This window comes from Pseudomonas sp. c313 (assembly GCF_055407145.1).
Genome location: NZ_JBUZRD010000041.1, coordinates 1 through 1,405, shown reverse-complemented (window position 1 = coordinate 1,405; position 1,405 = coordinate 1). Strand labels below are relative to the sequence as shown.

Genomic DNA, 1,405 nt, shown 5'->3' with positions numbered 1-1,405 from the left:
GGTTACTTACACCGCGACGCTGAGCCACGCCGCTGGCAGCCCAATGACCGTTACCTTGAGCAATGGCGCAAAAATCACCATTGAACAAGGCAAGTTCTCGGGCGAAACGAAATTCGACGCTCCAACCGACGACGTCTTCAAAGACGAAAGCACCGTCTCGGCCACCATCAAGCCAGACGGCATCGCTGGCGGTAGCTTTGAGAAGCTGGAAATTGTCGGCGGCGCAGCGGACACCCTCGTCAAAGACACCATTGATGAAGTGACCGTTTCGCTCCACGCCACCCCAAGCATCAATGAAGGCGGCAATATTGTTTACACCGCGAGCCTCGTTGGTAAGGACGGCAATCCAGTCCTCAACTTGGGCTCCGATCTCGTTGTAAAACTGGCCAATGGCGAAACCATCACCATCGCCAACAACGCTTCGTCGGGCACCGCAACCATCACCGTTCCGGCGGACGTTTACGTCAACCCCGCGATTTCCAACACCATTACCCAAGTGGTCAGCGGCGGCGACAAGTACGAAAAACTCACCGTCAGCGACAAGCCGGCGGGCACCACCGTTATCGATACTGAAACTCCGTCGACTATCAAGTTGACTGCATCGGGTGAAGTCAGCGAAGGCGGCCAGGTTACTTACACCGCGACGCTGAGCCACGCGGCTGGCAGCAACATGACCGTCACCCTCAGCAACGGGGCCGTGATTGAAATCGCTCAGGGTAAACTCTCGGGCGAAACGAAATTCGACGCTCCAACTGATGACGTCTTCAAAGATGAAAGCACCGTCTCGGCCACCATCAAGCCCGACGGCATCGTCGGCGGTAGCTTTGAGAAGCTGGAAATTGTCGGCGGCGCAGCGGACACCCTCGTCAAAGACACCATTGATGAAGTGACCGTTTCGCTCCACGCCACCCCAAGCATCAATGAAGGCGGCAATATTGTTTACACCGCGAGCCTCGTTGGTAAGGACGGCAATCCAGTCCTCAACTTGGGCTCCGATCTCGTTGTAAAACTGGCCAATGGCGAAACCATCACCATCGCCAACAACGCTTCGTCGGGCACCGCAACCATCACCGTTCCGGCGGACGTTTACGTCAACCCCGCGATTTCCAACACCATTACCCAAGTGGTCAGCGGCGGCGACAAGTACGAAAAACTCACCGTCAGCGACAAGCCGGCGGGCACCACCGTTATCGATACTGAAACTCCGTCGACCATCAAGTTGACTGCATCGGGCGAAGTTAACGAAGGCGGCCAGGTTACTTACACCGCGACGTTGAGCCACGCCGCTGGCAGCAACATGACCGTCACCCTCAGCAACGGGGCCGTGATTGAAATCGCTCAGGGCAAGCTCTCGGGCGAAACGAAATTCGACGCTCCAACTGATGACGTCTTCAAAGATGAAAGC

General features: G+C 56.5%; 1 protein-coding gene. It reads left to right on the top strand.

The window, feature by feature from the left end; genetic code table 11:
• A partial coding sequence (locus ACZRKZ_RS27720; RefSeq protein ID WP_463983199.1) for an immunoglobulin-like domain-containing protein occupies positions 1 to 1,405 on the top strand: 1,405 nt, incomplete at both ends.